Origin of the sequence: Streptomyces sp. NPDC050610 (genome assembly GCF_040654875.1) — a bacterium.
Lineage (GTDB): Bacteria > Actinomycetota > Actinomycetes > Streptomycetales > Streptomycetaceae > Streptomyces.
Map to the genome: position 1 here is coordinate 49,311 of NZ_JBFAIV010000040.1, position 25,901 is coordinate 75,211.

12 protein-coding genes are annotated in these 25,901 nt (G+C 73.8%); all 12 read right to left on the bottom strand.

Annotated features, from left to right (window positions below):
- Window positions 1–9: 9 nt before the first annotated feature.
- Complete coding sequence (locus tag AB0I22_RS33955) at window positions 10–252, bottom strand: acyl carrier protein (protein WP_363134852.1); 243 nt, start codon at window positions 250–252, stop codon at window positions 10–12.
- Between the two features lie 167 nt (window positions 253–419).
- Window positions 420–1,670 carry an aminotransferase class I/II-fold pyridoxal phosphate-dependent enzyme gene (locus AB0I22_RS33960; protein ID WP_363134853.1) on the bottom strand — a complete coding sequence of 417 codons (1,251 nt, stop codon included), beginning with the start codon at window positions 1,668–1,670 and terminating at the stop codon, window positions 420–422.
- Window positions 1,667–3,658, bottom strand: coding sequence for a condensation domain-containing protein (locus AB0I22_RS33965; RefSeq protein ID WP_363134854.1), 1,992 nt, complete (start codon window positions 3,656–3,658; stop codon window positions 1,667–1,669). The genes AB0I22_RS33960 and AB0I22_RS33965 overlap by 4 nt, the downstream gene beginning before the upstream one ends.
- A 10-nt stretch (window positions 3,659–3,668) precedes the next feature.
- On the bottom strand, window positions 3,669–4,937 hold the full coding sequence (gene fabF / locus AB0I22_RS33970; protein ID WP_363134855.1) for a beta-ketoacyl-ACP synthase II: 1,269 nt from the start codon (window positions 4,935–4,937) through the stop codon (window positions 3,669–3,671).
- A complete protein-coding gene (locus tag AB0I22_RS33975; protein WP_363134856.1) occupies window positions 4,934–6,700 on the bottom strand; it encodes a thiamine pyrophosphate-binding protein in 1,767 nt (588 codons plus the stop codon). The genes fabF and AB0I22_RS33975 overlap by 4 nt, the downstream gene beginning before the upstream one ends.
- Window positions 6,697–9,369 (bottom strand): aldehyde dehydrogenase family protein, encoded by a 2,673-nt coding sequence (locus AB0I22_RS33980; protein WP_363134857.1) that lies wholly within the window; start codon window positions 9,367–9,369, stop codon window positions 6,697–6,699. Before AB0I22_RS33980 ends, AB0I22_RS33975 begins: the two co-directional genes overlap by 4 nt.
- A gap of 576 nt (window positions 9,370–9,945) precedes the next feature.
- Complete coding sequence (locus AB0I22_RS33985; protein ID WP_363134858.1) at window positions 9,946–11,103, bottom strand: HAD-IIIC family phosphatase; 1,158 nt, start codon at window positions 11,101–11,103, stop codon at window positions 9,946–9,948.
- Between the two features lie 188 nt (window positions 11,104–11,291).
- Window positions 11,292–12,461 (bottom strand): acyl-CoA dehydrogenase family protein, encoded by a 1,170-nt coding sequence (locus tag AB0I22_RS33990; RefSeq protein WP_363134859.1) that lies wholly within the window; start codon window positions 12,459–12,461, stop codon window positions 11,292–11,294.
- Entirely contained in the window at window positions 12,454–12,762 is a 309-nt protein-coding gene (locus tag AB0I22_RS33995) for an acyl carrier protein (protein WP_363134860.1), read from the bottom strand. The genes AB0I22_RS33990 and AB0I22_RS33995 overlap by 8 nt, the downstream gene beginning before the upstream one ends.
- Before the next feature lie 79 nt (window positions 12,763–12,841).
- Window positions 12,842–13,717 (bottom strand): 3-hydroxyacyl-CoA dehydrogenase family protein, encoded by an 876-nt coding sequence (locus AB0I22_RS34000; RefSeq protein ID WP_363134861.1) that lies wholly within the window; start codon window positions 13,715–13,717, stop codon window positions 12,842–12,844.
- Window positions 13,714–20,151 (bottom strand): type I polyketide synthase, encoded by a 6,438-nt coding sequence (locus AB0I22_RS34005; RefSeq protein WP_363134862.1) that lies wholly within the window; start codon window positions 20,149–20,151, stop codon window positions 13,714–13,716. The genes AB0I22_RS34000 and AB0I22_RS34005 overlap by 4 nt, the downstream gene beginning before the upstream one ends.
- Before the next feature lie 25 nt (window positions 20,152–20,176).
- Window positions 20,177–25,901, bottom strand: a 5,725-nt coding sequence (locus AB0I22_RS34010) for a type I polyketide synthase (protein ID WP_363134863.1), incomplete at its 5' end; no start/stop codon positions are given.

Genomic DNA, 25,901 nt, shown 5'->3' on the forward strand with positions numbered 1-25,901 from the left:
CGGCAGCGGTCACCGGTGGTCGGCGATGTAGCTCACCACGTCTCCGACGGTTCTCAACCCCGCGACCTGGTCGTCGGGGATCCTCACCTCGAAGCTGTCCTCGACCTGCACGGTGATCTCCACCATCAGCAGCGAGTCGATGTCGAGATCGTCGGCGAAGGACTTCTCGGTGGTCACCTCGGCCGAGTCGACGCCAGCGATCTCTTCGACGATCTCGGCGACGGCGTTGAGGATGTCGGTGTTGCTCACCACGGGTCTCCTTCTCGGGGTGGGGAGTTGGCATGAGCCGACCGCCGCGTGTGTCCCACCGAGGGATCTCTGCCACGGTCAGCGGTCCGGCCCGGTCGGTCATGCCGGTCAGTCGGTCGTGCCGGTCGGTCATCGGTTGTCGGTCGGTGTGGCGAACCCGGTGGGTGGCGTCAGAGTCCGAGGCGCCGTCGGTAGGTGACGAGGGTGCGGAGGAAGCCGTCCATCTGCTCCTCGGTGTGGCCCGCGTGCGGGAACAGGCGCAGCAGCGCCTGGTTGCGGGTGACGGCCGGGTAGGAGAAGACGGGCACGAGGTAGCCGTCCTCGACGAACCATTCCCGCATCTGGAGGGCGGCGGCGTCCTTCCCGATCGGCACCGAGAGCATGTACGACTCGGTCGGCAGCGTCGGCGTGCCGGCCTCGTGCATCTGCCGGCGCAGGCGGGCGGCGTGCGCCAGGTAGTCGTCGACGATCTCCGGTTTCGCGGCGAGGGCGTCGATGGTGCGCTTGGCGGTGTAGGCGGTGGGCGGCTGGATGGCGGCCGTGAACATCGAGGTGCCGGAGAGCAGTTCGAAGGCGTCGACGGCGTCCGCCGGCCCGGCGATCGCGCCGCCTTCCAGACCGACGGCTTTCGACAGCGACACCATGACGAAGTCGGCCCGTTCCCGGATCGCGGCGGCCTCCCGGGCGTACGGACGGTTCTCGGGCCCGTAGACCATGAAGCCGTTCGCGTCGTCGATCATGCTGATGGCACCGTGCCGGTCGCACTCGTCGAGGATTTCCGCGATCGGCCCCATGGTGCCGTCGGCCGAATAGAGGCTCTCGGCGATCACGACGGTCTTGCGGGTACGGACCCGGCCCAGGACGCGTGCCAGGTCGGCGACGTCGTTGTGCCGGAACGCGTGGACCTTGCGGCCGTAACCGAGCCCTTCGAGGCCTTTCCAGATGCTCCAGTGGACGTCGCGGTCGACGACGAAGACGGTGTCGTGGTTACGTACCTCGATCCCGGTGTCGAAGTGCGCGGAACTGCTCATGGCGTGGACGAACCCGATGTTGGCCAGCAGCCCCGTGGCGAAGCTGATGGCTCGTTCCTTGCCGGTGTGGCGGGCGATCGTCTCTTCCAGCACGTGGTGCGGGCGGCAGATCCCCTGGGTCATCCTCGATCCGCTGGTGCTCAGGCCGTGGGCGAGCGCCCCCTCGGCGAAATGGCGTCGTACCGGGACGTGGCGCTCCAGATCGAGAAAGCTGATGCTCGCGAAGTTCACCAGCTCGCGGCCGTCGCGGACGATGGTGGGCCCGACGGGGCCGTCCACCACCGGCGGACGGTATGCCGTGTCATGGGTGTTCGCCTCGACGAACTCGCCGAAGGCCCACGGGGCCAGGCGGTCCACGGACGGTGCGGGGGCGGCGTGGGACGCGGTCATGGTGAGGTTTCTCCTCCACGAGGGGCGCGGGGCGGTGCGGGCTCCAGGGCCGCGGCGAGGTGGCCGAGCGAGGCCGTTCCGGCCAGTTCGTCCGAGGCGATCCCGGTGAAGCCGGACCGGTGGAGCAGCGCCAGCAGACGGGGGACGGCGACCAGGGTGACTCCGTGGTCGGCGAGGCAGCGGTTCATGTCCACGGCGTCAGGGCTGCCGATGGGGCCGGCCGGCGGTCCGCCGAAGCCGGCGGCGGCCACAGCGGCGGCCAGGGCCCGTTCGGCGTCCGTCGCGGGCGGGCGCGACGGGACCTGCCAGGCTTCCGTGCCGCCGGTCGCGGTGCGGGACCGGTCGGAGCGAGGGCCGGGTTCGCGGCCGGCCGGGGACAGGACGTAGCGGCCGGGTGCCACGATGCCGGGCACCTCTCCGAGGTGGTCCAGGACGTGGCGGTGCAGGTCGCCGGGGGTGACATCAGGGGCGGTACGGGCGTGCACGACGAGGTGCGGTTCGCCGCCCTCCCCCGTGTCGCCACCCTCCCCCGCGTCGCCCCCGCTGGGTGACACGGTCGCGTCGAGCACCCCGGGATGGCCGCGCACCACGTCCTCGACCTTGGCCAGGCACACCCATCCCTGCGGGGCGCGCCACCATCCGGGGGCGGCTGGTGTGAGCGGGCGGGCCGGAACCGGGCACTCGGCGCCGTCGGCGAGCGCGCGCAGGAGGTCGCACAGACGGGTGGGCAGCGCCAGGGCCTGCCCGGCGTCGAGCAGGTGGTCCCCGACGGTGACGTCGAGGGTGACGACCCCCGCGTCGCGGCTGAGGTCGACGTAAAGCGTGTCGCAGGGCTCGTCGGGCGCGCTGCTGATCCAGGCGGCGGACCCGTCCGGCGGGGTGTTGGGCACGGGGACCAGGTAGTCGCGCGGCCATGAGTAGCAGTTGTACTCGATGGTCGGTACGGTCACGACGCCGCGGCGGCGGTCCATGCGGGCCTGGGCGGCGACCAGCTCCGCGGGGCGCCACTGACCGTGCCGGTAGGCCGCGGCGGAGGCGGCGGCGACCGAAGCGGCCACCTCGCCGAACGCCGCGCCGGGGCGGAGGTCGATCTGTACGGGAACCGTCAGGGCCCGGACGCCGATGCTGCTCCGCAGAGCGGCCCGGGCCCGGTTGGAGACCACCACGGACGCGAGGAACCGGTGTTCGCCGGTGCGGGTGGCGACGTCGTGGGCCAGCGCCGCGAGCACCACGGTCTCCGGGCTGACCCGATGGCGCCGGGCGACGCGGTCGAGGTCGCCGTACGCGCGTACGGAGCGGTGCTGGAGGCGGTGGCGCCCGTCGCCGTCGTCGCTCCCGCCGAACGGGGCCAGCACGCCGCTCGGGTTGCTCCCCAGGCGCGTGAGCCACTCGCGCTCCGCCGCGCGAACGCGTTCCGAAGGCTGGGCGGTGACCGTGTCGAGCGGGTGCGTGGCCGCCTCCGCCGGCGGGTCGCCGCCGCGCAGCTCGTCGTGGAGCTGGTCGATCAGTACCGCGAGGCCCCATCCGTCGATCAGTACGTGGTGGACGGCCACCAGGACCGCTCGCGGCTTCCCTGCCTCCAGCAGCACTCTGGCGAGCCAGGGCGGGTTTCGCTCGGGATCGATCGGGCGGGCGGCGAGCGCCGCCGTGGCGGCTTCCAGGGTGTCGGCGTCGACGGCGGGCACGTCGACGTAGTCGACCGGCAGTGGTGCCCAGTCCGGGCGGTGGACGTGCTGTACCGGGCGGAGCGGGTCGACGGTGGTGCGCAGCGCCTCATGGCGGGCGGTGAGGGACGCGAGCGCCGCGAGGACGTCGGCGACGGTCGCCGGGGGCGGGATGCGGCAGTGGTCGGCGAGCGGCGTCGGGTTCACCCGCCGTGGTGAGGGGATGGTGCGTTCGAACCAGTGCCACTGCTGGACCCAGGTCAGCGGCCCGCTGCGGGTGACGGTGGCGGCGGGGCTCGGGGCCGGTTGCTGAAGGTGTTTCACGGCCGGGACCTCATACTGCCCGGACCACGAGAGCGGCGTTGTGGCCGCCGAAGCCGAACGAATTGCTGAGAGCGATGCGCAGGCGCTCGTGGTGCTGCGTCCGGTGCGGCACGAAGTTGATGTCCGGGTCGATCGGCTCGTCGCAGTTGATGGTCGGCGGGACGTCACCGGTGCGCAGGGCCTGGATCGAGGCCACGAGCTCGACCGCCCCGGCGGCGCCGATCATGTGCCCGGTCATCGACTTGGTGGAGCTGACCGGGATCCGGGTGACGTGATCACCGAGCACCTTGCGCAGGACGGCCGCCTCGGTGACGTCGTTCAGCAACGTTCCCGTGCCGTGCGCGTTGACGTAGTCCACGTCCGACCCCGTTATCCCCGCGTCGCGCAGCGCCGCCTCGACGGCGAGGCACGCGCCCCGCCCCTCCGGGTGCGGGGCGGTCCAGTGGTGGGCGTCGGAACTGGCCCCGTATCCCGTGAGTTCGGCCAAGGCCGTCGCCCCTCGTCCGTCCGCTGTCTCGGCGGCCTCCAGCACCAGCACGGCGGCTCCCTCGCTCATCACGAACCCGTCGCGGTGCGCGTCGAACGGCCGGCACGCCGCGGTCGGGTCGTCGTTGCGTTTGGACAGGGCGCGGGCGTTGCCGCTGCCCGCGAGGTCGACGGCGGTGACGCAGGCGTCGGCGCCGCCGGCGATGACGATGTCCGCCTCCCCGTGGCTGATCATGCGCATCCCCGCGCCCACCGCGTCGGCGCCGCTGGCGCACGCCGTGCTCTGGGCGCGGCTGGGCCCCTGGGTGCCGAGCCGCATGCTGATCTCGCCGACAGCGCTGTCCATGGCGGTCGTGACCTGGGTGAACGGGCCGATGGCCCGGGCCCCTTTGTCGCGCAGGGTGTTCGCGGCGCGGTAGATCGACCCTACGGGGCCGTAGCCGCTGCCGATGATCACGGCGACCCGGGGCGCCAGCCGGTCGTCGACGACGAGTCCAGCGTGCTCGCGGGCCTCCAGCGCCGCGGCGAGGGCGTACTGCGCGTACGGGTCGGCGCGGCGGCTGACCGTCGGGGGCATGTAGCGGCCGGGCGTGAATCCGCGGACCTGGCCGCCGATCCGGACTCCGAGACCGGTCACGTCGATCGCGTCCACGGTGGCGATGCCGCTGCGCCCGGCCAGCATCGCCGTCCATGTCTCGTGGGCGCTGTGGCCCAGCGGCGTCACGGCCCCGTACCCGGTGACCATCACCCGGCGCCGGGCCCGGCCGCGCCCGGCGTCGTCCCGCTCCGTCACTGGGGGACCACCTCGGCGTCGTGGAGGGCCGGGAGGATGTCGTCGGGGGCGACCGGCACCATGAGCACGGCTGTGCCTCCCTGGGCGCAGAACCGTCGTGCGGCGAGGATCTCCTCGGTCAGCGCGGCCTTGTCGCGCAGCACTCGGCAGTGGATGTCCGGCCCGTCCACCGCGGGCGGCTGCGCGCCCGGGCGGGTGAAGGGGTAGCGCTCGGCGTCGAGGCCGAGGCGGGCGCGCTGGGCGTCGAGCCAGCCGTAGCCGCCGTTGCACAGCACCACGTACAGGACGCCGCCGTGGGCCGGAGCGGCGACGGCGATGTCCGCGCGGGCCGCGAGGAACGCTCCGTCCCCGATGAACGCGGTGACCTCGTGGTCCGGGGCGGCCCGTTTGACGCCGATGGCCGCGGCCGCTCCGAAGCCCAAGGGGGTCTGCTCCGACGGCACGATGGACCCGCCGCCGGTGTGGAAGGGGAAGCCGTAGGACCACATGTCCTGCAACCCGTTCTCCTGGACCAGCACGCGGGGCTCGCCGGAGGTGGCGTCGAGGGCGGCGAGCAGCTCGGCGACGCGGATTTCCGGCAGCGCCGCCGCGCGGGCCAGTTCCGCTTCGACGTCGCGCGACATGGCGTGGCGGGCGACGGCGATCTCGTTCGCCCACGCCTTGGTCGCGTCCGTGTCCGCGTCCGTGTCCGCGTCCGTGTCCGTGTCCGTGTCCGTGTCCGCGTCCGTGTCCGAGTCCGCGTCCGTGTCCGCGTGCTCGGCCTCGCGGTCCTCGTCCAGCGCCCGTGACCAGGCGAGCACGGCGTGCCGGGCGTCTCCGAGCACGCGCGGGCCCGCGAACTCGGCCGACAGTCCGGCCGGATCGATGTTGACCTGCACCACCGCGACCGCGGGCCACGGCGTTCCGCCTTCGACTACCGTCTCCTCAAGCCGCCCGGCGAGGGACACCACCAGGTCGCAGGACGACCACAGGTCACGGGCGGGGGCCCCGGCGTAGAGGCCCGCCACGCCGCAGAACAGCGGGTGGCGCTCGTCGACGGCGCCGCGGCCGGAGGCGGTGGTGAACAGCGCCGCGCCGAGGCGTTCGGCGAAGCGCTCGACCGCACCGCCGTCGTTGCGGTGCCGCATTCCGCCGCCCACCAGCACGACCGGCCGCCGGCTCGCGCGGATCGCCGCCAGCGCCGGTCCCTGTGCCACGGGAGCGGGCTCGACGAGCAGTGGTTCGGGCAGTGTCGGCCGCGGTCCGGTGACGAGGATCTCCGCCGTGCGGACGTCGTCGGGCACCTCCAGGTAGACGGGTCCGGACGGCGGCCCCATGGCTCGGGTCAGTGCCGTCACCGTCGCGGGGACGACCCGTTCGGGGTGGCCCACCCGGTGTGCCCACCGCACGAGGGGCGCTGCCACGGCGACTTGGTCGAGTTCCTGGAATCCGCCGCTGCCCCGGCGCCGTTCGGGTGCGCCGGCGGCGAGCACGAGGACCGGGGCGCCGGACTCCCGCGCTTCGAGCAGCCCCGTGGCCGCGTGGGTGACAGCCGGTCCCTTGCCCAGTGCGCAGACGGCGAGCCGGCCCGATTGCAGCGCGTAGCCGGTCGCCATGTACATCGCGTTGCGCTGGTCGCGGCAGGGCACGAGGTCCAGGCCGGCGGCGTCGAGGGCGCGCAGCAGCTCCAGGTCGTCGCCGGGCAGCCCGAAGCAGGTGTCCACCCCGTTCGCCGCCAGCAGGCCGACGACCGCGGACCACGCATCGGCGTACCGTTTGCTCATCTGGGGCACTCCCCGCACGCCGCGACAGGGGCGGCCGTCGGGAGATGCCGCGCCACGGCCCGCGACATGAGCAGTGGTTCGGCGTGCCGTTCGCCGCCGTAGGAGCGGTAGTTCGCCATCATCCCGAACCCGCCGAACGGGCGGTTGCCGTCCTCGGCGTCGAGCAATGTGCGGTCTACGCAGGTCTGGTGACGCTTCGTCAGCACTTTCACGGTCTCCGGATCGTTTCCGTAGACCATCGCTCCCAGCGCGCGTTCGCCGAAGAAGGGGCTCGACAGCCGTTCGCGCAGCCGCCGCGCGCTGTGGTACGCCACGACGTTGAACACCGGGGCGAACATCTCGTCGAGGGGGATCTTGTCGTCGAAGTCCCACAGCAGGACGGTCGGCTCGATCCTGCGGGACGGCAGATCGATGCGCCCGCCGTGCCGGATGTGACGCGCGTGGCGCACCAGGTAGTCCGAGCAGTTCACCAGCGCCGAGTCGTAGTAGATCGGGCCGTAGTCGACGGCCGGGTCGGTGTTCTGCCCGAAGCGCAGCGAGTTCAGTTCCGCGGACAGCAGGCCGACGAACTCCTCGGTGCGGCCTCGCGGCGCGAACACGACGTCGGGACCGAAGCAGTCCTGGCCCGAGTTGTAGAGCCGGATGTTCGTGACGTCGTGGGCGGCGCGCGTGAGATCGGCGTCGGGCGCGATCACGAAGGGGTTGATGCCGCGGCCGAAGAAGAGGAAGAGCTGGTCCTCCGCCAGCCCTTCGCGGATGATCTCGGCATTGGCGTAGTTGCCGGTGAAGACGATGAGGTCCGCCTCGCGCACCGGCCCCGTCACGAACTTGCGCTGGCTGAGTTCGAAGATCTTGACGGGTAAACCGTGGACCGGTGCCAGCAGCGCGTGCAGGCGTTGCGTCTGGCTTTTGATCTCGGAGGACGGCCGGAAGGCGATCCGGTCGCTGTAGAGGGATGCCACGAGCGTGTAGAGCGCGTAGGAGTAGAGCGGGATGTTGGAGGGCATGAAGACCGCGGTCCGGGGCACGCGGCCGGGCCGCTCCCGGCGGATCTCCTCCTCCGCCCCGTCGAGGGCCGCGAGGAACGAACGGATCTCCGCGGCGGCGGTCTGGTGGGGGGAGATCTCGGTGAGGATTCCCAGCACCGCGTCTTCGTTGTCGGCCACGTACCGGCGCACCGCGCGCAGCGCGTCGAGGCGGTCGGCGAAGGGGATGCGGTAGTCGGTCGCGGCGACGGGCGGGCCGGACGCGGTGGCGTCGGCGGCCGTGTTGTGCGCCGCGGGTAGCGAGGTCATGGCTATCTTCTCCAGAACGGCCAGGTCGGGCTTGCCGGTGCTCGTGAGGGGCAGCGCGGGAAGCACGACGATGCGGTCGGGCTGCTCGTAGCGGGCGAGCACGGAGCGCAGCACCCGTTTCCAGTGCGCGGGCTCGCGACCGTCCGGGTCCGCGATCACGAACACCAGATGACAGCCCAGACGCTCGTCGGGGACGGCGACGACCTCCGTCCGCACGCCGGCCGCCTCGGCCCGCTCGGCGAGGTGGTCGGGGTAGAGCGTGTGGCCGTCGCGGTGCACGGCGTGCTTGCGTCCGACCACCAGGACACGGCCGGCGTCGTCGAGCAGACCGATGTCGCCGGTGCGGTGCACGGGGCCCGGGACCGGGATGATCTCACCGTCATCGCCCAGGTGACCCGTCATCAGTCCGACGCTGTGCACGACGAGTTCGCCGACCCGGCCGCTGGGAAGCGGCCTGCCGCGGTCGTCGTGGACTTCGACGACCACGCCGGGCAGCGGGGTGCCGCACCCGACCGGATCGGTACGGGGCGCCAGCGCGATGTTCCCCACCTCGGTCGCCCCGTAGCCGTCGAGCAGGTGCCGGCCCATACGGGCGTGGAACTGGGCCGCCAGGTTGCGCCCCAGCGGCGCGCCGCCCACGCACCAGGCCCGTACCGTCTTCAGCGCGTCCGCGAGAGCGGGACGGCGGTCGAGCACGTTGAGCAGGCTGTAGTAGGTCGAGGGCGCCCCGTCCACGACGGTGAGGCCGTGGTCCAGGCCGACCGCGAGCGCGCGGTCCAGGCGCGTGGCCGGCCCGTAGACCACCAGCGTGCCGCCGCCCAGCCACCAGCAGAGGACCAGCGACAGACCGTATTGATGGGAGTACGGCAGGACGGGGAGGAACACATCCTCGGGCCGGTACTCCATTCGTTCCGCACTGAGTGCAAGGTTGTCCAGAATCGAACGACCGGAGCGGACAATGCCTTTCGGGCTGCCGGTCGTGCCCGATGACCAGGAGATCGCAGCGTCCTGGCGCCGCGCCCAGGCCGCGGTGTCGGGCACGGCCGCTGTGGCATCGGACAAGGCCGCTGTGTGCGGTACGGACTGTGGTGCCGCGGTGCCGGGCACGGCCGTCGTACGCGGTACGGGCCGTGGTGCCGCGGTGTCGCCCGTACCGTCGCCGATGTCGAGCACTACGCGCGCCCGAGCGCGGATGCGTGATCGCTGTGACGGGGTGGCGCGATGGTCGGCCAGGACCACCGAGGCGTCGATATGAATGAGTGCGAGCAAATCGACGACCCATTCCGGGGAATTGGCCCCGCTCATCATCACCCGCGAACCGGGTTCGATGCCGCGGCGTGCCAGAAGTTCCGTGGCGTCGAATACGCGAGCCACGATTTCAGCTGTCTCCCAGATGCGCCCCTCGGGCGAGATCAGGCGCCTAAAGACGGGCAACTCGTGCTCCTTGAGGCTTATTCGCGGGCCTGCCCGAGCGCGCTTCAGAAGGGCTGTGACCTGCCACAATGCGGGGACGGAGGATGTCGCGAATAACCCTCCGTGATATCAGGGGGTGCGTTCAGCTTTCTGGGTATACACGTTCGTAAACCCATAATCCCACGATTGCGCCTACCGCTGTTCAAGAAGATCCACCTAGGCGACTATCCCATACCTGTAGGCCGGTGTCGAGATGGATTGGTTCACTGCCGATGATCCCCATTGATCCGAAACGCTCTGCGTTCAGGGTTATTGATGGTGTGTGAGTAATCTCGTGGGGAATATGCGGTCCTGGTTTCCGGAGGTACAGGAGACCGCGCGATTGCCGACGGAGTCCACGCGCGTAGAGGATCCGGCCGGTCGGACCTCCAGGCGTGCGGAACGGCCGCCCCGCTGTCCCGGGAACGCACCAGGACCAGCGGGTCGGACGAGTCGGACGAACGACGAACGACGAACGGCCGAGGCTGAACGACGAACTCAGGCGAAGGGCACCGGCGCCTCCAGCCGCATGGTCGTGGGCGCCGGGCGGGCCTCGGGCACCAGGTGCAGCCGCTGAAGCCCTTCGGCCGCCGCCCCGGCCCCCTCCGCGCCATCGGCCTCCGCCCCGGTGTCCAGCCCTGCCTTCGCCCCGGTCTCCGCAGCACCGGCCGTCGCCGCGCGGCAGTCGCAGGGCTGGTCGTCGAAGCCCGCGAAGCGGTAGGCGATCTCCATCATCCGGTTCCGGTCGGTGGCCCGGAAGTCGGCGACCAGGTGCGCTCCCGCCCCGGCCGCCGCGTCGGCCAGCCAGTTCAGCAGCGTCGCCCCGGCCCCGTAGGAGACGACCCGGCACGAGGTGGCGAGCAGCTTGAGGTGCCACATCCGCGGGTGCCGCTCCAGCAGGAGCACGCCCACCGCGCCGTGCGGGCCGAACCGGTCGGTGAGGGTCACGACGAGCACTTCGTGGTGCGGGTCGGCGAGCAGGCTCCGCAGCCGCGCGTCGGAGTAGTGGACGCCGGTGGCGTTCATCTGGCTGGTGCGCAGGGTGAGTTCCTCGACCCGCGACAGCTCCTCGCCCGTCGCCCGGCCGATGCGCATCACCATGTCGAGGGAGCGCAGGAACTCCTCGTCGGGGCCGGCGGCCTCGGCGCGCTCCGCCTCCCGGCGGAACCCCGCCTGGTACATCGCCCGGCGCCGCCGCGAGTCCACGGTGCTCGTCGCGGGCGTGAACTCGGGCAGGTCCGGCAGCGCGAGCACCTGCTCGGCCGGGTAGCCGCGGACCTCGGGCAGGTGGAAGGCGACCTCGGCGCGCTCGGCGGGCTGGTCGTCGATGAAGGCGATGGCCGAGTGGGCGAAGTTCAGCCGGTCCGCGATGCGGCGCACCGCTTCGGACTTGACGCCCCATCCGATCTGCGGCAGCACGAAGTACTCGGCGAGGCCGAGGGCCTCCAGCCGGGCCCAGGCGTGGTCGTGGTCGTTCTTGCTGGACACGGACTGGAGGATGCCGCGGGAGTCCAGCTCGATGACGACCTTGCGTACCTCGTCGGCCGTCACCACCTGCTCGTCCTCCAGCAGGGTGCCCTGCCAGAGGGTGTTGTCCAGGTCCCAGACCAGGCATTTGACGGTCGCGGGCCGGTCTTCGCCGGCGGTGTCGCTCATGGGCTCCCCCTGCGGTTCGCGGGTCTCGGGCGCGGTCACTGCGGCCTCGTCGGGGCGGGTGCGCTCGGCAACCGCTGATCCTCAGGGGCAGTTACGGTCGGCAACCGCTGCTTCTCCGGGGCGGTCGCGGTCATGACGGCCTCCCCGGCGCGGTTGGGGTCACGACGGCCTCCCCGGTGCGGTCGCGGTCATGACGGCCTCTCCGGTGCGGATGCGGGTGCGGCCGGCGCGGCGCGGTTCCGTGCGGACACGGCGTGGTCGGCCAGCAGCACCTGGCACAGCTCGGTGCTGCCCTCGATGATCTCCATCAGCTTGGCGTCCCGGTGGGCGCGGGCCACCGGATGGCCGTCCCGCGATCCGGCGGAGGCCAGCACCTGGACGGCCGACGAGGCGCCGGCTGCCGCCTGGGCGGAGCTGACGCGCTTGGCCAGGACGGTGGCAACCACCTGGTCCGGGGACCCCTCGTCCCAGCAGCGGCTGGCGTGCTCGCAGACCCTGGTGGCCACCTGCTCCGCCGTATACAGCTCGGCGAGGTGCCGGGCGACCAGCTGGTGCTGGGCTATCGGCTTGCCGAACTGTTGGCGGGTGGCCGCGTGTTGGGTCGCCGCCTCCAGGCAGCCGCGCAGGATACCCACGCATCCCCACGCCACGGACATCCGGCCGTAGGCCAGGGCGGTGGTCACCAGGAGCGGGAGGGGCAGCCCGTACCCGCCGAGCACGCTGGCGGCGGGCAGCCGGACCCCGTCGAGGCCGATGTCCGCGTGGCCGGCCGCCCGGCAGCCGAGCGGGTCGGCGATCCGCCGCACCTCGACGCCGGGGGTGTCGACGGGTACGAGCACGGCGGCGGCAGCGTCCCCATCGGTGTCATCCGCGTAGCGTCCGAATATCACCAGCACGTCCGCGTAGTGGGCGGCGGTCACCCACTTCTTGCGACCGTCGATGACGACCGAGTCTCCATCGCGGCGGATGACGGTGCCCATGGCCGCCAGGTCGCTGCCCGCGTCCGGTTCGCTGAACCCGACCGCCGCGAGCCGGCCGCCGGTCAGCCCGGGCAGCCAGTCGGCCTGCTGCCGCGGCGTGCCGAACCGCTGGATCGTCCAAGCGGCCATGCCCTGTGAGGTCATCACACTGCGCAGGGAGCTGCACAGGCTCCCCACGTGGGCGGTGTACTCGCCGCTGAGCAGGCTGCTCAGGCCCCAACCGCCGTACTCGGCGGGCACTTCGGCGCACAGCCGGCCGGCCTCGCCGAGTTCGCGGAGCAGTTCCAGGGGCAGCAGCCCCGAGCGGTCCCACTCGCCGGCCCGGTCGCCGACCGCCGCGGAGACCTGGGCAGCCGCCTCGGCGACCACGTCACCCATCGAGGCCGCCCTGGCGCGGCTCCCGCAGACGGCAGACCAGCGCCGCCATCACCCGCGCGGTGCGGAAGTTGTCCATCCTGAGATCGGCGCCGCGAATGGCCACCCCGTAGGTCTTCTCCAGGTGCACGACCAGCTGCATCGCGAAGAGGGAGGAGAGGCCGCCCGTCCGGAACAGGTCGGTCTCGGGCTCCCATGGGGTGTTGGTGTGTCCCTGGAGGAAGTCGAGGAGTTCCTTCTCCACGGCTTCCGGCGTGCCGGTGCCAGTGCCGGTGTTCGGGGCCTCGCTGGTCTGGTTGGTCATCGGTTCTCCTCCATAGCGCAAGGGGTGCGAGAGGTGCGAGAGATACAAGAGGGGTGTGCGGCGCGGGGCGCGGTGGTGATCATGAGTACGTGTAGAAGCCCTCCCCCGACTTGCGGCCGTGGCGGCCCTCCGCGACGAGCCGGAGCAGCAGGTCGCAGGGGCGGCAGCCGTCGTCACCGGTGCGTTCGTACAGAACGTGCAGCGAGTCGACGAGGTTGTCGATGCCGATGAGGTCGGCGGTGCGCAGGGGGCCGGTGGGGTGCCCCAGGCAGCCCTGCATCAGCGCGTCGACGGCCTCGGCGGTGGCGGTGCCCTCCTGCACGACCCGGGCCGCGTCGTTGATCATCGGATGCAGGATCCGGCTGGTCACGAAGCCGGGGGCGTCCTTGACCACGACGCCCTCCCGGCGCACCGCGGCGAGCAGCGCGGCCACGGCCGCCATGGCCGCGTCCCCGGTCCTGGCCCCGCGGATGACCTCGGCCGTCCTGATCAGGTAGGGCGGGTTCATGAAGTGCGTGCCGACGAGTTCGGCCGGGCGGTCGACGGCGTCGGCGAGCTCGTCGATCGGGATGGACGAGGTGTTGGTGATCAGCAGCGTGCCGGGGCGCACCTTGGCCGAGATCTCGGACAGGACCTTGGCCTTCAGTTCGGCGCTCTCGGTGATCGCCTCGATGACGGCGGTGGCGCGTCCGGCGGCGTCGGGCGTGGTCGCGGTGGTCAGTTCGCCCGGCTCGGTGTCCGCGGGCAGGGCGCTCATCAACACGGCCAGCCGCAGCTCGTCGCCGACCTTCTCCCGCGCCCGGTCGAGCCGGACGCGGTCGGTGTCGACGAGATGGACGGGCAGGCCGTGGCCGAGGGCCAGCGCGGTGATGCCGACCCCCATCACCCCGGCGCCCAGCACGGTCAGCGCCTGGGCCGGCGGGCTCTGGGTCTCCTGATGCGGCGTGGCGGTCATGCGTCCCTCCTCAGCGGGTGGTCTGTGCGGGCGGCGGGGGCGGCGGCCGGGGCCTCGGCGGCATCCGTACGACCTTCCGTACGGACCTGGCTACGGGCCCCCTTCCGGGCCTCGGTACGGGCCTCCGGGGCGGCGGGCGCCGTGTCCGCGGGAACGGGAACGGGAGCGGCCGTGGCAGCGCCCGAGGCGGCGGGAACGACCGCGCGGAGCCAGTCGGCGACGGCCTCACCGGTGGTCCCGACGTGCTGTTCCATGAGCGAGAAGTGGTCGCCGGGCACGTCCACGACCGTGTGCGCGGAGGCCCAGGACGAGCGCCAGTCCCCGGCGTCCGGGGACGGCTCGCCGAGCGGGGTGGAGGCCCGTACCAGCAGTACGGGCGCCTCGATGACCGGCGGCCGCCAGTCGTCGAGGATCCGGAAGTAGCCCCCCATCGCGGTGAGCCGGGTGCCGTCCATCGGGGCCGCCCGCTCCTCGCGCGCGAACATGCCGCCCAGCAGCACGTCGTTGAACTGCGTGATGCCCGCGTTGTCGGACAGGTAGGTGTCGAGCAGCACCACGGCGGCGGGGCCCGCGCCGAGCCGTTCCAGCGCCGCGGCGGCGCCGTGCGCGAGGGTGCCGCCGGAGGACGATCCGACGAGCACCAGCGTTGCTTCGGGGTGCTGTTGACGGATCGTCAGCGCCTGGAACTCCAGGAGCGCGGACATGTCCGCGGGCAGCGCCTCGCCCGGTACGAAGCCGGGGGCGTCCAAGGCGCTGACGCCGAACCGGTCCCCCAGGCTGGCGGCGAAGCGCGCGTACTGGTGGGCGCCGCCCAGGGCGACGACGGAGCCGAAGCAGACGACGACGGGGGCGTCGGCGCGCTCGCGCAGGCGCAGCAGTTGGGGGCAGGTTCCGGAGGCGAGGAAGTCGCGCGCGCTGTCGAACTGCGGCCGCAGGGCGGAGGCGTGCTTCAGCAGCGCGAGGCCGTCGTCGATCTTCCCCAGGTCGCACGCCTGCCGGAACAGGAGGCTCACCGGGTCGGCGTCCGACTCCGGCCCGGCCTCCCGCACCGGATCACTGGGGGCCCGCACCTCCGATACCGCTTCCGCCCCGTCCTCGGCCCCGGATTCCGCTGCGGCCGCGGCTTCGGAGGCGGCGTCCAACGCGGTCCCGAGCAGCGTCGCCAACTTGGCGGGGGTGCCGCTGTCGAGTACGGCGGAGGGCCGCAGTCGCAGTCCGGTGGCCTCCCCCAGCCGGTTGCGCAGTTCGACGGCGGTCAGCGAGTCGAATCCGAGCGAGAGGAAGGCGACGGTGTCGGGCACGGCCTCGGCGTCCGCGTGGCCGAGGACACCGGCCGCGAGGGTGCGTACGAGGTCGAGCAGAATCCGCTCGCGCTCCTCGACCCCGACCCCGGCCGCGGCGAGCCGCTGCCGGACCGATTCGGCGGCCGCCTTCCGGGGCCGGGCCCGTACCAGCGAGCGCAGCAGGGGCGGCGGATTGTCGCGGTACGCGGCGAGGTCCAGGTGCACCGGCACGGCCAGCGCGCCGTCTGCCGCCAGGGCCGCGTCGAAGAGCGCCATGCCGTCCTCGTCGGACAGCGCGCGCACCCCGCTGCGGGCCATGCGGTGCAGGTCGGCGCCGGCCAGTTCGGCCGTCAGCCCGCTCTGCCGCTCCCACAGCCCCCAGGCCAGGGAGACGCCCGGCAGTCCGAGCCGCCGCCGCACGGCCATCAGCGCGTCGAGACTCGCGTTGGCGGCGGAGTACGCGGCCTGGCCGGGGCTGCCCAGGACGCCCGCGGCGGAGGAGAACACGGCGAACGCCGTCAGGTCGTAGCCGCGCGTCAGGTCGTGCAGGTGGTGGACGGCGTCGATCTTGGGGCGCAGTACGGCTGCCAGGCGCTTCGGCGTCAGGGTCTCCAGAAGTCCGTCGTCGAGGGCTCCGGCGGTGTGCACGACCGCGCGCAGCGGGTGCTCCTCGGGGATCGTCGCCAGCGCGTCGGACAGCTGCTGACGATCCGACACATCACAGGCGCGCGCCGTCAATTCGGCGCCCTGTTCAGCCAGTTCCGCGGCGAGGGGGGCCAGGCCGGCGCCTTCCGCGCCGCGTCGGCTGAGGACGAGCAGGCGGCGCACTCCGTGCTCGGCGACGAGGTGGCGGGCCAGTACGCCGCCGAGGGCGCCGCCGCCGCTGAGCAGCACGGTCCCGTCGGGGCCGAAGGGCGCGGACGGTACGGGCGAGGGGGCGTCCTGGCGGGCCAGCCGGGGTGCGAGGAGCCGACCGTCGCGGACCGCCGCCTGCGGTTCGCCGGCCGCGAGCACGGTGGTCAGCAGGGCCGTGGTCCCCTGCGGCCCGTCGGTGTCCAGCAGCAGGAACCGGCCGGGGTGTTCGAGCTGGGCGGAGCGGAGCAGGCCCCAGACGGCGGCGGCGCCGAGGTCCGCCGGCTGCTCCCCCGCGTCGGCCGCGCCGCGGGTGAGCACCACGAGGGGAGTGTCCGTGAAGCGGTCGTCGGCCAGCCAGTCCTGGACTCGGGTGAGGGCGTCGGCGGCGGCCCGGTGCGCCGCTTCCGGGTCCGCCGGTCCGTCGGCGGCGCGGGGCGGGCAGAGCAGCAGCACGGCGTCGGGCACGACCTCGGCGTCCCCCGGCTGTGCGGGCAGCGGCTCGGTGGCGAACTCCGGCGGGAGTAGCCGTTCGTCGCGGGGGCCGAGAATCCCCCAGCGGGCGGCCGGGGGCGGGCTGTCGGGGGCGGCGATTGGTGTCCAGTCGAGGCGGAACAGCGAGTCGGCGGGCGTGCGCAGGGCGGCGGCCGAGGCGGCGCGCAGGGTCAGCGAGCCGACCGTGGCGACCGCGCGCCCGGCCGGGTCGGTGATCCGTACGGTCACGGCGTCGGGTCCGTCGGGGCGGAGCGTCACGCGCAGCACGGGTTCGGTGGACGGTTCGATCGCCACCTGGTTCCAGGAGAACGGCAACGGCACGCCGTCGGCTGCCTGCTGACCGACCGTCGGGCGTAGCCCGGTCGTCTGGAGGGCGGCGTCGAGCAGGGCGGGGTGCACGCCGAAGCCACCGCCGTCGGCGGCTGTCGGCGTCTGCTCCAGCGCGACCTCGGCGTGGATCGCGTCGCCGTCGCGCCAGGCGGCGCGCAGGCCGCGGAAGGCCGGTCCGTACTCGATTCCCTGGGCTTCCAGGAGGTCGTACAGATCGTCCACGTCCAGCGGGGCGGCGCCGGGCGGCGGCCATTCGGCCCGTACGGGCGCGGCCGACGGTTCCTGGACGCCGAGGGCGCCGTCCGCGTGGCGGGTCCAGGGCTGGTCGCCCCCGGCGCCTTCGGAGCGGGAGTGGAACGTCACCGGCCGCCGCCCGTCGGCGTCCTCTGGCCCTACCAGCAACCGGAGTTGCACCGCCCGGTCGGACGTCGGGTCGCCGGGCAGCAGCAGCGGTGCGGCGAGGGTCAGCTCCTCGACCAGGGCGCTACCGAGCTGCCGGCCGGCGTGTGCGGCCATCTCCAGGTAGGCGACGCCGGGCAGCAGAACCGTGCCGGCGACGGCGTGGTCGGCGAGCCAGGGGTGGGCGGCGAGGGACAGCCGACCGGTGAAGAGCGTGCCCGCGCCGTCCGGGAGGGCGACGGCCGCGCCCAGCAGCGGGTGGCCGCCGTCGGCCTGGCCGGCCGTCGAGGGGTCTCCGCCGGCGGGGGTCGCGTCGAGCCAGTAGCGGCGGCGCTGGAAGGCGTACGTGGGGAGGTCGGCCCGGCCCGCCCCGGCCCCGTCTCCATCTCCGTCTCCGTCTCCGTCGAACAGCGGTTGCCAGTCGACGGGCAGGCCGTTCGCCTGGGCCGCGCCCAGGGACAGCAGCAGCCGTCGGGGGCCGCCCTCGGAGCGGCGCAGGGTGTCGAGCACGAGGGCGTCCGGCGCTCCGGAGTCGGCCGCGGTGTCCTCGATGTTGAAGGTCAGCGTGGGGTGCGGGCTGATCTCGACGAAGGTCCGGTGTCCGACGTCGAGCAGTGCTCGTACGGCGTCCTGGAAGCGGACGGTGTGTCGCAGGTTGCGGTACCAGTAGTCGGGGCCGAACGCATCGGGGCCCGGCGGGGCCGCGTCGACGGTGGAGAGCATGGGGACGGCGGGGGGCCGGGGGGCGATGCCGGCCAGCGCCGTGCGCAGCATGTCCTGTATGGCCTCCACGTCCCCGCAGTGGGAGGCGTGGCCGACCGGCATCCGCCAGGCCATCGCGCCCTCGGCCGTGAGGTCGTCGACAAGCGCGCCGACGGCTTCCTCGGCGCCGGCCACCGCCACCACGCGCGGGCCGTTGACGGCCGCGATGGACACGTCCGCTTGACGCCGCGTCAGGAGTTCGGTCACCTCGTCCGACGACATCATCACCGTGGCCATCGCGCCGCTCGGGAGGGTGCCGAGCGCCCTGCTTCGCTCCACGGCGACGCGGGCCGCGTCGTCGAGGGTCAGCGCGCCCGCCACGCAGGCGGCGGCCACCTCGCCCTGGCTGTGGCCGATCACCGCTACGGGCTCGACGCCGTGGGCGCGCCACACGGCGGCCAGCGACACCATCACCGCGAACAGGACCGGCTGGAGCACCTCCACCCGCTCCGGGTCGGGCCCGCCCGGCGCGCCTCGCAGCACTTCGGTGGGCGACCAGTCGAGGTGCGGCGCGAGGGCGCGTTCGCAGTCGGCCATCCGTGCGGCGAACGCCGGGCAGCTGTCGAGGAGTTCGGCGCCCATGCCGGTCCACTGCGTGCCCGTTCCAGGGAAGACGAAGACCGCCTTGCGGCCGCCCTGCGGCGCCGTGCCGCGTGCGCCCGTCGCGGGCTGGTCGCCCTGGGACAGGGCGGCGAGCCCGGCGAGGAGTTCGGCGCGGTCCTCGCCGACCAGGACGGCCCGCTCCGCGAACCGGGACCGGCCGAGGGCCAGGGCGCGGCTCACGTCGAGGGGGTGCGGCCCGGGTTCGGCGAGCAGGTGGGCGTGGAGGGCGGCGGCCTGCGCCCGCAGCGCCGCGGCGGTCTTCGCCGAGAGCGGCCAGAGCACCGGGCCGGGCGCGGGGGCTGCCGCACCGTCCGGGACTGCGGCCTTTTCTTCGACGGACTCCAGGATCAGGTGGGCGTTGGTGCCGCTGGCGCCGAAGGAGGAGACCCCGGCCCGGCGGGGCTCCCCGGTGGACGGCCACGGGCGGGCCTCGGTGAGGAGTTCCACCGCGCCCTCGGACCAGTCGACCTGCTCGGTGGGCCGGTCGATGTGCAGGGTCTTGGGCAGCAGGCCGTGCCGCATCGCCAGTACGGTCTTGATGACGCCGCCCACCCCGGCGGCGGCCTGGGTGTGGGTCAGGTTGGACTTCAGCGATCCGAGCCGCAGCGGGCGGTCCGCGGGCCGGCCGCGGCCGTAGACGGCGAGCAGGGCCTGGGCCTCGATGGGGTCGCCGAGCACCGTGCCGGTGCCGTGCGCCTCCACAGCGTCCACCTGGCCGGGGGCCAGCCCGGCGCGGTCCAGCGCCTGCCGGATGACCCGCTCCTGGGCGGGCCCGTTGGGGGCGGTCATGCCGTTGCTGGCGCCGTCCTGGTTGACGGCGGAGCCGCGCACCACGGCCAGTACGGGGTGGCCGTTGCGGCGGGCGTCCGAGAGCCGTTCCAGGAGCAGCAGACCGACGCCCTCGCCGAAGCCCGCGCCGTCGGCCGCTGCCGAGAACGACTTGCTGCGCCCGTCGGGGGCGAGTCCGCGCTGGCGGCTGAAGCCGATGTAGAGGCCGGGGGTGGACATCACGGTCACTCCGCCGGCGAGGGCGAGGGCGGCGTCGCCGGCCCGCAGCGCCTGGCAGGCGAGGTGGATGGCCACCAGGGAGGAGGAGCAGGCGGTGTCGAGGGTCACCGCCGGGCCCTGGAGTCCCAGCGTGTAGGCGACCCGGCCGGAGGCGACGCTGGGGATGCTGCCGGTGCCCAGGAACCCCTCCACGCCGTCGGGCACCCGGCCGAGCCGGGAGCCGTACTCGCTGTAGATGACCCCCGTGTAGACGCCGGTCCGGCTGCCGCGCAGAGTGAGCGGGTCGATCCCGGCGCGTTCCACGGCCTCCCAGGACGTCTCCAGCAGCAGCCGCTGCTGAGGGTCCATCGCCAGGGCCTCGCGCGGCGAGATGCCGAAGAAGGCCGCGTCGAAGTCGCAGGCGTCGCGGAGGAACCCGCCCTCGCGGACGTAGAAGGTGCCGGGCGCGTCGGGGTCCGTGTCGTACCGGCCCTCGACGTCCCAGCCGCGGTCGTCGGGAAACGCGGAGACCGCGTCCCGCTCCTTGACCAGCAGTTCCCACAGTTCGTCGGGGGTGCGTACGCCGCCGGGGAAGCGGCAGCCCATGGAGACGATCGCGATGGGTTCGCGGGCCTCGCCGTCGAGCCGCTGGTTGGTCTCGCGCAGCCGCTGGTTCTCCTGGAGGGAGGCGCGCAGCGCCTCCACGACCCGGTCCGTGGACATCGTCTTCCCTTCTTGCCCGCGCGGTTCAGTCACGTTCGCCGCCCAGCGCCATCCGTACGAGGTCGTCTACGCCCATGTCCTCGATGGTCTCGGCGCCGTTCTCCGGCGGCCGGGGTTCGTCGTCCGTCGGCGCCGTCCCGGGGAGGCCGTCGGCGAGGTTCAGGAGGGCGTCGAGGAGGCCCGCCCGACGCAGCGCCGCCGGCGGGATCGCGGCGAGCCGGTCGCGGATCTCGGCATCGGTGCTCTCGCCGCCCTCCCGGCCCGAGGGCGCGTCGTCGGGCAGCAGCCGTCCGGTGAGGTACGCGGCGACCTCGGCCGGGCTCGGCCGGTCGAAGACCAGGGTCGCCGGGAGCCGGAGGCCGGTGGCCGCGCCCAGCCGGTTGCGCAGTTCGACGGAGGTCAGCGAGTCGAAGCCGAGGTCCTTGAAGGCGCGTTCGGGGTCGACGGCCTCGGCGCCGCGGTGGCCGAGCACGTCCGCGACGCGGGCCCGTACGAGGTCGAGCACCGCCGCGCGGCGCTCCTCGGCGCCGAGTGCGGCCAGCCGCCGGCGCAGCGATCCCGCCTCGGCGTCGTCCGTACCGGCGGCACGCCTGCGGACGCCGCTGGGGACCAGCCCGGACAGCAGCGGGGGCACGGGGGCGGTACGGGCCGCCGCCCGCAGCCGGGCGAGGTCGAGCTTGACGGGGACGAGCAGCGGTTCGTCGGAGGCGAGCGCCGCGTCGAGGAGCGCCAGCCCCTCGTCGGTGGAGAGCGCGGCGGTGCCGCCGCGGGCCATCCGCCGCAGGTCGCCGTCGCCGAGGGTGCCGGTCAGGGCGCTGCGTTCGGCCCACAGTCCCCAGGCCAGGGACTGGGCGGGGCGGCCCTGGGCCCGGCGCCGCTGGGCGAGGGCGTCGAGGAAGGCGTTGGCCGCCGCGTAGTTGCCCTGTCCGGCGTTGCCGACGGTGGCGGACGCGGAGGAGAACAGGACGAACGCCGCGAGGTCCATGCCCTCCGTCAGCTCGTGCAGGTTGAGGGCCGCGTCGACCTTGGGGCGCAGCACGTGGTCCATGCGCTCCGGCGTGAGCGATTCGATGAGTGCGTCGTCGAGGACGCCCGCGGCGTGCACGACGGCGGTGAGCGGATGCTCTTCCGGTACGCCCTTGAGGAGTGCGGCGAGGGCGGCGCGGTCCGCGACGTCGCAGGCGGCGACGGTCACCTGCGCGCCCGCTTCCCGGAGTTCGGCGGCCAGGGCGAGCGTCTCGGGGGCGTCCGGGCCGCGCCTGCCGGTCAGCAGCAGGTGCCTGACGCCGTGTTCGGTCACGAGGTGACGGGCCACCAGGGCGGCGAGCACTCCCCCGGCCCCGGTGATGAGGACGGTCTTGTCGGCGTCCCACGCCCTGGCGGTGTTGTCCGCCATCTCTCGTACGAGCCGGGCGGCGAGCAACGAGCGCCCGCGCACGGCGAGTTGGGGTTCTCCGCAGGCCAGTGCGGCGGGGAGCCGGGTGGCGACGGCCGCCGGGTCGTCGGTGTCGAGGAGCAGGAAGCGGTCGGGGTGTTCGGACTGCGCGGAGCGCAGGAGTCCGCGGACGGCCGCAGCGGCGAGGTCGGTGAGCTGTTCGCCGCGGTCCGTGGCGAGGGCTCCGCGGGTGAGCAGGACCAGCCGCGCGCCGTCCCAGCGGGGGTCGGCCAGCCATTCCTGTGTGAGCCGCAGAACACGGTTCAGGGCGGCGCGTACTGACGGTGCGTCGGCTTTGGCTTCTTGTGCCAGGCAGGGGGCGACGACCACGGCGGGCAGCGGCATGCCCCCGTCGACGGCCGCGCCGAGCGCCGCGAGGTCGGGGTGGCTGTCGGGGAACAAGTCCCCGCCGCCGATGACCGCCCAGTGTCCGAGGTGCTCGGCCGGTCCGGCTGCGGGCAGCGGTGTCCACTCGGTCCGGAAGAGGGAGTCGCCCGCGCCCGCTCCGGCGGCGCGCAGCGCGTCGAGGTCGACGGGGCGCACCGCCAGTGCCTCGACCGTCGCGACCGGGCGGCCGTCCGGGTCGGCGGCGTGGATGGAGACCGTGCCGTCGGCACCGTAGCCGAGCCGTACGCGCAGGGTGGTGGCCCCGGCGGCGTGCAGCCTGACGCCGCCCCAGGAGAACGGCAGCCCGGCGGCGCCCGCCTCGGCCTGAGCGCCGGAACCGTCGCCGGAGCCGTCGCGGGAGCCGTCGCGAGAGCCATCGCCGGAGCCGTCGCGGGAACCGAGCCAGAGCCCCTGGAGGGCCGCGTCGAGCAGGGCGGGGTGGAGACCGTACGAGGAGGCGTGCGGCTGCTGGTCCTCGGGGAGCCGGACTTCGGTGAAGACTTCGCGCCCGCGCCGCCAGGCGGCTCGCAGCCCTTGGAAGGCGGGGCCGTAGCCGTATCCGGAGGCGCCGAACCGTGTGTAGAGGTCGTCCACGAGGATCGGCTCGGCTCCGGGCGGGGGCCAGGCCGCGTCGGCGGCGGACGGTTCGACGGCGGGCGGTTCGGCGCTCGCGGCCTCGGGGCCGAGGACGCCGGTGGCGTGCGGGGTCCAGTCGGTGGCGGCGTCCTCGCGGCGGGAGAACAGGTCGATGGTGCGGCGGCCGTCGGCGTCGGCGGCGCCCACCCGCAGTTGCAGCCGGAGGACGGCGTCGGGCGGCAGGAACAGCGGGGCCTGGAGGGTGAGTTCCTCGACCACGGGGCAGCCGGCCTCGTCGGCAGCGCGCACGGCGAGTTCCACGAAGGCCGCGCCGGGCAGCAGGACGGTGTCGGAGACCCGGTGGTCGGCCAGCCAGGGGTGGGTGCGCTGCGAGAGCCGGCCGCTGAGCACCAGTTCCCCGGAGTCCGCGACGTCGATGGCGGCGCCGAGCAGCGGGTGGCCGGCGCTGTCGAGGCCCGCGGCGCCGATGTCCCCGCGCGCCGCCGCCTCCGGCTGCGGCCAGAAGCGTTCGCGCTGGAAGGGGTAGGTGGGCAGGTCCACCCGGCGGGCTCCGGGGCAGGCGGCGGAGAAGTCGACCGGCAGCCCGCCCTCCCATGCCTCGCCGAGCGCGCGCAGCATACGGGCGGGGCCGCCGTCGTCGCGGCGCAGGGTGCCGATGGCGCGGGCGTCGCGCCCGGCGGCGTCGGCGGTCTCCTGCACGGCGGCGGCGAGGACGGGGTGCGCGCTGGGTTCGACGAAGAGCCGGAATCCGTCATCGAGGAGGGCCCGGGTGGTCTTCTCGAACTCCACGGTCCGGCGCAGGTTGCGGTACCAGTACCCGGCGTCCAGTTCGATCCCGTCCAGGGGTGCTCCGGTCACGGTGGAGTAGAACGGCACGTGTGCCTGTCGTGGCGTCAGGCCGTCGAGTTCCACGAGGAGTTCGGCTTCCATGCTTTCGACGTGGACGGAGTGGGAGGCGTAGTCGACCGGTACGTAGCGGGCGCGCACTTCCCGCTTCTCCGCCTGGGCCATCAGCTCGTCGAGCGCGGCGACGTCGCCGGAGACCACGGTGGAGACGGGCCCGTTCACGGCCGCCACCGACAGCCGGCCGCCCCAGCGGGCGATCCATTCGCGCACCTGGTCGGCGGGGAGCGCGACGGAGGCCATGCCGCCGCCGTCCGACAGGGCACGCAGGGCCTTGCTGCGCAGCGCCACTACCCGCGCCGCGTCGTCCAGGGACAGCGCTCCGGCGACGCAGGCCGCCGCGATCTCGCCCTGGGAGTGGCCGACGACGGCGTCCGGCCGCACGCCGTACGCGCGCCACAGGCCGGACAGCGACACCATCACCGCGAAGAGCACCGGCTGGACGACGTCGACCCGCTCGAACGTGGGCGCGCCGTCCTCGGCGCGCAGTACGGCCTTCAGCGACCAGTCGACGTACGGCGCGAGGGCCTGCTCGCACTCGGCGATGAGGTCCGCGAACACCGGCTGGGTCGCCATCAGTTCGGCGCCCATGCCGATCCATTGGGAGCCCTGGCCGGGGAAGACGAATACCGCGCGGGCGTCGGCGTCCTGGGGCGCGTAAGCCGTCGCTGACGAGTCGTCGGCCAGTGCGCGCAGTCCGTCGAGGAGTTCCTCGCGGTCGCCGACAAGCGCCGCGCGGTGTTCGAAGGCGGTGCGGCCGTGGAGGGTGAGGCCGATGTCCGCGGGGTGCGCGCCGGGGTCGGCGGCCAGGTGCCGGCTCAGCCGCCGGGCCTGTGCGCGCAGCGCTTCGGGGGTACGGGCCGACAGCGGCCACGGCACGGGGACCCGGTCCGGCTCGGGGGTGCACGCCGTGCCGGGGGCCAGTTCGGTGCGATCCGCCGTGCCGACGTCCGGTTCGGGGGCCTGTTCCAGGATGGTGTGGACGTTGGTGCCGCTCAGCCCGAAGGAGGAGACTCCGGCGCGCGCCGGGTGGCCGCTCTCGGGCCAGGGGCGGGGTTCGGTGGCGAGGGTCAGGGCGCCGCTCCCCCAGTCGACCTGGGTGGACGGCCGGTCGATGTGCAGGGTCGGCGGGACCGTGCGGTGCCGCATGGCCAGGACCGTCTTGATGACTCCGGCGACGCCCGAGGCGGCCTGGGTGTGGCCGATGTTGGACTTGAGCGATCCGACGAGCAACGGGCGCTCGGCGGGCCGGTCCTGACCGTACGTCGCCAGCAGGGCCTGTGCCTCGATGGGGTCGCCGAGGGTGGTGCCGGTGCCGTGCGCCTCGACCACGTCGACGTCGCCGGGCGCGAGGTGCGCGTTCGCGAGGGCGGCCCGGATGACGCGCTGCTGGGAGGGGCCGTTGGGCGCGGAGAGGCCGTTGCTCGCGCCGTCCTGGTTGACGGCGCTGCCCCGGACGAGGGCCAGCACCGGGTGGCCGTTCCGGCGTGCGTCGGAGAGCCGTTCCAGCAGCAGTACGCCCGCGCCTTCGCCCATGCCCATGCCGTCGGCGGTGTCCGAGAACGCCTTGCAGCGGCCGTCGGCGGCGAGTCCCCGCTGGCGGGAGAAGGTGACGATGGCGCCGGGGGTGGCCATCACCGCGACGCCGCCGACGACGGCCAGGGTGCAGTCCCCGGCGCGCAGGGCCTGGCCCGCGAGGTGGAGGGCGACGAGGGAGGAGGAGCAGGCGGTGTCGACGGTCACGGCGGGCCCTTCGAGGCCCAGGGTGTAGGCGACGCGGCCGGAGACGACGCTGGGCGCGCTGCCGGTGAGGAGGTGTCCTTCGCCCTCCGCGGACCGGGCGACGACGGACGCGTAGTCGGCGTAGTTGACGCCGGTGAACACCCCGGTGGGGCTGCCGCGCAGCGCCGCCGGGTCGAGTCCGGCGCGTTCGAGGACTTCCCAGGTGGTCTCCAGGAGGAGCCGCTGCTGCGGGTCCATGGCGAGGGCTTCGCGCGGGGAGATCCCGAAGAATCCGGCGTCGAAGTCGGCGGCGTCGTGCAGGAATCCGCCGTGCCGGGTGGTGGAGGTGCCCGGCCGGTCGGGGTCGGGGTCGTACAGCTCGTCGAGCGGCCAGCCCCGGTCGGCGGGGAACTCGGTTACGGCGTCGCCGCCTTCGGCGAGGAGCCGCCACAGCTCTTCGGGGGAGGCGATGCCGCCGGGGAACCGGCAGCCCATGGAGACGATGGCGATGGGGTCGTCGTCGCCCGCGACGGCCGGTGCGGGGGCCGGGGAGGGCGTCGTCAACGGGCCTTCCTCGCCCATGAGTTCTGTGCGGATGTGGCGGGCCAGCACGGTCGCGGACGGGTAGTCGAAGATGAGGGAGGAGGGCAGCCGGAGGCCGGTGGCGGTGTTCAGCCGGTTGCGCAGTTCCACGGCGGTGAGGGAG

Excerpts from the sequence above, each read along its gene's own strand:
- AB0I22_RS33960 (WP_363134853.1), bottom strand. The coding sequence starts at position 1,670 with ATGACCGCGTCCCACGCCGCCCCCGCACCGTCCGTGGACCGCCTGGCC.
- AB0I22_RS33975 (WP_363134856.1), bottom strand. The coding sequence starts at position 6,700 with ATGAGCAAACGGTACGCCGATGCGTGGTCCGCGGTCGTCGGCCTGCTG.
- AB0I22_RS33985 (WP_363134858.1), bottom strand. The coding sequence starts at position 11,103 with ATGAGCGACACCGCCGGCGAAGACCGGCCCGCGACCGTCAAATGCCTG.
- AB0I22_RS33990 (WP_363134859.1), bottom strand. The coding sequence starts at position 12,461 with ATGGGTGACGTGGTCGCCGAGGCGGCTGCCCAGGTCTCCGCGGCGGTC.
- AB0I22_RS33995 (WP_363134860.1), bottom strand. The coding sequence starts at position 12,762 with ATGACCAACCAGACCAGCGAGGCCCCGAACACCGGCACTGGCACCGGC.
- AB0I22_RS34000 (WP_363134861.1), bottom strand. The coding sequence starts at position 13,717 with ATGACCGCCACGCCGCATCAGGAGACCCAGAGCCCGCCGGCCCAGGCG.
- AB0I22_RS34005 (WP_363134862.1), bottom strand. The coding sequence starts at position 20,151 with ATGTCCACGGACCGGGTCGTGGAGGCGCTGCGCGCCTCCCTCCAGGAG.